This window comes from Pelovirga sp. (genome assembly GCF_059864205.1).
Genome location: NZ_JCBCBS010000158.1, coordinates 1 through 6194, shown reverse-complemented (window position 1 = coordinate 6194; position 6194 = coordinate 1). Strand labels below are relative to the sequence as shown.

General features: G+C 48.8%; 7 protein-coding genes. 6 read left to right on the top strand and 1 reads right to left on the bottom strand.

Features of this window, described 5'->3' with window-relative positions:
• Positions 1-51: 51 nt before the first annotated feature.
• Positions 52-453 (top strand): type IV pilin protein, encoded by a 402-nt coding sequence (locus AC6F7T_RS10395; RefSeq protein ID WP_500718595.1) that lies wholly within the window; start codon positions 52-54, stop codon positions 451-453.
• A 1281-nt stretch (positions 454-1734) separates the two neighbouring features.
• Here AC6F7T_RS10395 and AC6F7T_RS10390 read toward each other — a convergent pair.
• Positions 1735-2517: a DUF4350 domain-containing protein gene (locus AC6F7T_RS10390; protein ID WP_500718593.1), complete on the bottom strand. Its 783-nt coding sequence runs from the start codon at positions 2515-2517 to the stop codon at positions 1735-1737.
• A 513-nt stretch (positions 2518-3030) separates the two neighbouring features.
• Here AC6F7T_RS10390 and AC6F7T_RS10385 point away from each other — a divergent pair.
• The 5 genes from AC6F7T_RS10385 (at position 3031) to AC6F7T_RS10365 (ending at position 6125) form a co-directional block, all read left to right on the top strand.
• Positions 3031-3654, top strand: a complete 624-nt coding sequence (locus AC6F7T_RS10385; protein WP_500718591.1) for a putative Ig domain-containing protein — start codon at positions 3031-3033, stop codon at positions 3652-3654.
• Positions 3655-3879: 225 nt separating this feature from the next.
• Positions 3880-4395 (top strand): GspH/FimT family pseudopilin, encoded by a 516-nt coding sequence (locus AC6F7T_RS10380; RefSeq protein WP_500718589.1) that lies wholly within the window; start codon positions 3880-3882, stop codon positions 4393-4395.
• A gap of 53 nt (positions 4396-4448) precedes the next feature.
• The gene (locus AC6F7T_RS10375) at positions 4449-5324 is read left to right on the top strand and encodes an REP-associated tyrosine transposase (RefSeq protein ID WP_500718587.1); all 876 of its coding nucleotides are present in this window, start codon (positions 4449-4451) and stop codon (positions 5322-5324) included.
• Between the two features lie 143 nt (positions 5325-5467).
• Positions 5468-5584: a helix-turn-helix domain-containing protein gene (locus tag AC6F7T_RS10370; protein ID WP_500718585.1), complete on the top strand. Its 117-nt coding sequence runs from the start codon at positions 5468-5470 to the stop codon at positions 5582-5584.
• Positions 5585-5738: 154 nt separating this feature from the next.
• Positions 5739-6125 carry a DUF6982 domain-containing protein gene (locus AC6F7T_RS10365; RefSeq protein WP_500718584.1) on the top strand — a complete coding sequence of 129 codons (387 nt, stop codon included), beginning with the start codon at positions 5739-5741 and terminating at the stop codon, positions 6123-6125.
• The last annotated feature ends 69 nt before the right edge of the window (positions 6126-6194 follow it).

Below are 6194 nucleotides of genomic sequence, written 5' to 3'. Positions count from 1 at the left end.
GGTCGTCGTTCCTGGCGTCAATTACAATAAAATTTACTCTCTGGAGTTGGTATGAATATGAATCGAAAAGGTTTTACCCTGATTGAACTGCTGGTGGTGGTGGCAATTGTCGGAATCCTGGCAGCCATCGCCATCCCCATATATAATAACCACCGGGCAACAGCTTATCGGGCCGACGCCAAAGCGGCATTGATGGAGGGCGCCCAGAACATGGAGAGGTATTTTGTCAGGAAGCATACCTATGAGGGAGCAGTTATCGGTGACCCGGCATCGGGTGATCAAGTACTGCAGTCTACCCAGGGTAATCGTTATACATTATCCTTCCCTACTGATCCAGATACATCAACGTTTTTCATCAGAGCAACGACAAACTTTAATGATCGTTGTGACTGGTTGCAGATCAATCAAGCAGGGGCCAGGACTGTATTTCCGGTAGGTTGTGATACCTGGTAAATGTTTATTAGCTAATGGTACAAAAAGACCCCGATCATCTTTACTGGTGTTCGGGGTTTTGTACATATAGGCATTGGTGTGTTATGGCTAGGAGCGAGGCCAAAGCCGGGGTCAAGAGGCCAAAGCCGGGGTCAAGTCTTGGGCCAAAGCCGGGGTCAAGTCTTGCAATTCAACAAAATTTGGTAGGATTACCTGGCTCTTCAATTCTACATTCTAGGGGACGTTCCTAAATAACTAACTTGACGTGTCGTTGCTCCGGAAAAAACAGAGGGACAGGCACCTTGCGGAGCCAGTCCCTTGCGCGGCTGCGAGGCCAAAGCCGGGGGTATTCGGGGGACATGAAAGCCGGGGTCAAGGGTCACAAAGCCGGGGTCAAGTCTTGCAATTCAACAAAATTTGGCGTAAATGCGGGGACATAATACCAATGAAGTTCGTTATTGGTTTATGTCCCCGCATTTACGCGGCGCATTTCTCACTGGCAGAATATATCGGCTGGGCTCTACCTCTTTTCACTAAAGGCAAAAAGCGCCCCCTCTCGCTGCGCTCGCCATGGGGTGCCGCGCAAACATTCGGTGGTAAAGGCCCGGAGCCGTTGACATGACGGTTATTTTTTCTTCGGCGTCATTCCCGCACAGGCGGGAATCTAGCAGGTTTTAACAACAAAGCCGGGGTCAAGTCTTGCAATTCAACAAAATTTGGTAGGATTACCTGGCTCTTCATCGTTCCAAGTGGGTATTCGGGGTAGAGTAGAGAGCAGGTCTCAGCAGCCTTAGGTTCGGCTTATCCATTTCCGTCCCTTTCGTCTGAATAGCCTTGCTGTGGCAGCCCCGACCAGCCCTCCCTCATCAAACCGTGCTTGCGGTTTTCCCGCACACGGCTTTCCGATGTTCTTCACTGTAAGGCATGTGCTTCTTGGGCGTAAATGCGGGGACATAATACCAATGAAGTTCGTTATTGGTTTATGTCCCCGCATTTACGCGGCGCATTTCTCACTGGCAGAATATATCGGCTGGGCTCCAAAGCCGGGGTCAAGTCTTGCAATTAGAAAAAAACAGAGGGACAGGCACCTTGCGGAGCCAGTCCCTTGTGAGGCTGAGTTCACATCTTGCAATTCAACAAAATTTGGTAGGATTACCTAATGACTGGACAACGAATCGCGAGAATTGACCCCAGACCTTTTGTGCCTGTCTGTATCGACCTGGTAATATGCCCTGATGCCCTTCGTCCAGACCACCAACGACATCACCGGTATCTTCATCTCTTTCGCCAAGGTTACGGTGTTTATTTCCCTTTTGCGGTAGCGTTCTTTTGACTCATCCAGCGGCTTAAATTGTCGACAAGTTTTTCGTTCTCCCCTTTAAGGAAGCGATTCTGGAAAATGGCATCGTCTGCAAAAACCGCAAATTCTCCTTTGCCAAGGTTGCCGGTGACCAACACGCCGAACTCTTGGACAGCATCCTTGTCTGACAGGACCTGATCGCGGTTCAGGTCTACCCACGCGGTAGGACTGGTGCTGGCAATCACCTGGGCCCCTTCATGGTGTGGACGTAGTGGCCAGCCACCGTACAGTGAAAAGTAACTCAGGCCCGCGTTTAACGGATGCGGTTTGAAGTTTGATACGTTGAAGTTGAGAGGCTCGCCATCGATAACCTGAGATGTGTCCCCCTCTCGCACGACACCATTTGCCGAGGTCACACCAAGTTTATCCAGTAATGACACCAGCGGGGGGGCAATATGCAGGGTTACTACTAAGGACCCGCCGTTCTCAAGGAAACCAAGGACAGCATTGATTTCGTTTGCGCTGAGAGGTTTGAATGCGCCGGAGATAATTAATGCATCAACTCCAGACAGCAGCTCCGGAGTCAGCAATGCGTTGGTTGCTTCAACTTGCCAGCCGTTGTCGCGGAGTCTGCCAGCGAACTGGTCAAGCTGTAATTCGCCGGACCTCTCAATTGTAAACGCTTGCCCATGTCCCTGATCAAAAAGGACTTTGATTGGATCTGCCAAAGCACAATTGCAGGATGTCAGGGAAAATAGCAGCAAGAAGATGAATGAACGCATCATGAAAACCTCTTTTGGCTTATAGGAAACAAAAATGGTTAGCTATGCTCGCCTGTGACATGACTTTTGTCAAGCTGTTATGGAAACCGTGAACCGGGGTCAAGTCTTGCAATACAACAGAATTCAGTAAAAATATCACATGACAGGACAATGACGAATAGAACCTTGCGTTGCTGTCTATCGAGTCACTTCGCCTAGCAATGGGAATTGTCCATTGTTCTGCGACAATTATGATGGCCTGTCGCGTTGCTTCATACTTTTCTGGAAAAATTGCACCTTCTTGGTTAAGCGATGAAGCTGTTTTGTCGTGTCTATTGCTTGATGGATACTCATTGCCCGTTGATAATTGAAATTTCCGATGCAACCGTCGGTCAGGTAATGAAGAGGGTCGAAAGAGATTTGCTGAATTGCAAGACTTGACCCCGAAACCGTTTGTGAAAATTATTATTCATGTTTTTATGGGGTTCAGTTAGAATGTCCGATAATTCGCTTTGCAACCACCGACGGGACATGCAAATGAAACCGACAACAGCAGCAGTTCTTCTACTGATAGGCATTGTGTTGTTAGCATCGTCACTGTCAGCTTTGGCGGCGGTAGAATCCGTTCGCATTGGTCCGCTGCCATTCAGTGCGGCAACCGGTGTGACGGTGGAAGCAAGAATTTCTCAGGACCGGCCGGATGTGTCGTTGGAATACCGCTGGTTGATCAACGCAGAAGAAAACTTTTTCGAGACGTCTGCTCATTTACCCGGAAACCTGTTAAAACGGGGTGATGTGATCGCGGTCGAAGTCACTCCGGTGACCTATGCCGGCGAGCGGTTGCCGTCAATTGCTTCGCGAACGTTTGAAGCGATCAATGCGCCACCGGTTATCACCTCTGAACCACCTGAAGAATTAAGCGAATCCGGTTTTATCTATCAGGTTACGGCTGTTGATCCCGATGGTGATGCCTTGACATTCACGCTTGCAAACGCTCCGGATTCTATGACTATTAACGCCTCTAACGGCTTGATAGAGTGGAAATTTGACACCATGCCGGAGGGCGTTTTTCCGGTGATTATTAGCGTGGAAGATGGTCACGGTGGTCAGGACGAGCAATCTTTTGAACTGCAGTTGGCCTATGAGGTGGTAGCACCCTAACGTTCTTCCATATCTCGAACCAGGCGGGGGGCTGGTTCGTTCATCTATTCCATTGTTTTACCGGTACCTTGCCGAGACCGTTCTACCCGCATACCCCCCCCTGTTTTGATTTCCTTTGTGTCAAGACCAGCACCGTTGCTGCTGGTGTTAAACATCCATCCGGAAAATCCGAATGGAAATGAATCATGTTTCCGGACAAAAACTACCTACGGGAGGGGGGGCATCATGGCGAGGGAGAAATTTGTCAATTTCTGTGAAAATAACAAAGGATTCACCATTCTGGAGGTGCTGACGGTTTTGGTGATTATGGGGATTTTAGCTGTGATTGCTATCCCGGCATTTCGCGGGATTGCTCAGGGCTCTCAGGTTAGCAGCGCAGTAAATGATCTTGTTTCCAGCTTCAATTACGCCCGTAATGAAGCCATTACCCGTGGCACATTGGTGACTGTCTGCAAAAGTCATGATGCTCAGACCTGCGATACCGGTGCGGTAGGCTGGCAGCAGGGATGGATCGTTTACCATCTTGACGATGCCGGGGCAATGCAGATTCTTCGCGTGTATGGGCGATCTGAGGGGCCAGTAGTAATGGAGGGAAATTTCCATGTGCGCAATCGGCTCAGATACATGGCTAGCGGTTTTATGCCGGGAGTTTCCAACGGAACGATCGCAGCGACTGTCGGCGATAGACAGATCAACATTGTCATCTCCAACACCGGCAGGGTCAGAACGCAGAAGATGTAGCGTGAACCGGGGTCAAGTCTTGCAATCCAGCAATCATTCGATAAGATTACCCAATGGCCAGACAATTACGAATTGAATATCCCGGTGCGGTCTATCATGTCACTTCCCGTGGCAATGGACGCTGTTCAATCTTTTCTGACGATAACGACCGTCATACTTTTCTGAAAATATTGCACCTTGTCAATCAGCGCTATGGCTGGCTTTGCCATGCTTATTGTCTGATGGGCAATCATTATCACCTGATGATTGAAACGCCCGAGGCAAACCTGTCTAAGGGAATGCGTCATCTCAATGGTGTTTACACCCAACAATACAACCGCCGGCATGATCTGGTCGGACACCTTTTTCAGGGTCGCTTTAAAGCGATTCTGATCGAAAAAGACAGCTACCTTCTGCAGCTTTGTCGCTATATTGTTCAGAATCCGGTGGCTGCACATCTTACCAGCACAGCAGAGGAGTGGCCGTGGAGCAGTTATCAGGCTACCGCCGGGATAAACTGTGTTCCACAGGTGCTAACTGTCGATTGGATACTGCAACAGTTTGCTGACCAGAAAGAGGAAGCACAGTTAAGATACCGTCGTTTTGTCAACAAAGGATTGGCACATGTCAGTCCGTGGAGTTCACTGGCTGGACGGATTTTTCTTGGTTGTGAAGATTTTGTTGAACAGATGCAATCGCGCCTTGGTGATGTAAAAGCGTTGATGGAAATACCAAAAGTTGAACGCTTTGCTGGAAGACCGTCATTGAACCTTTTATTGCTGGAGCCACAGCTCCTTTCCAGCCAGGAAAAGGGCAATAAAATTTATGCGGCCTACAAAGATCACGGATATACCCAGAAAGAGATAGCGGACTTTTTGGGTGTTCATTACGCAACGATCAGTCGGGTGATTAAAAGATTCGAAAGTAATTTGCTGGATTGCAAGACTTGACCCCGGGTTTCTCCTTGACCCCGGGTTTCTCCTGGATTGCAAGACTTGACCCCGGGTTTCGTTTACAAAAAACATCATCTAAATGCTGAAAAAAAGGGCCGCACCAACCGGCCATCATAATTGTCGCCAACCGGACAAGATAGTTGACGCGAGACGGATATACCCAGAAAGAGATAGCGGACTTTTTGGGTGTTCATTACGCAACGATCAGTCGGGTGATTAAGAGACTCGAAAGTAATTTGCTGGATTGCAAGACTTGACCCCGGGTTTCGCATGACCCCGGGTTTCGCAAGACTTGACCCCGGGTTTCGGGAAGATTGTGAAAGTAACCATAATGTCTTGTTATTACGCACATTATAGCTTTATGATGGGTCATGTGAGGGGATAGCCAGTCAATAGAAAGGATCTTTGACCATGATCAACAAGGTCGTCATTCATTCCAGTCGTGGTGACATCATCAAGGGTGAAACGTCCGATTTTTTCGCCAATAAAGATGTGTTTCATCTGAAAAAGCAGGACACCGGTGCCATGGAAAAGATCAACGTCAAAGATTTAAAAGCCATTTATTTTGTCAAGGATCTGTCCGGAAATTCAACCTATACCGAAAAAAGCGATGTTGAGCGCGCCGGTCTCGGCAGAAAGATCAAGATTCAGTTTAAAGACGGCGAAACCCAGATCGGCTATACCCAGGGATATGCTCCCGGCCGACCTGGTTTTTTTGTTGTCCCCTGCGATCCCGACAGCAACAACCTGCGGGTGTTTGTGGTGACCGCTGCTACGGTCAAGGTTGATTTTGTGTAACTATTCAGCACTATCCTTGCGCAGGGCCTTTGGATCCTGTGGCAAGGGTGTTTGTCGCCATGGACGGCG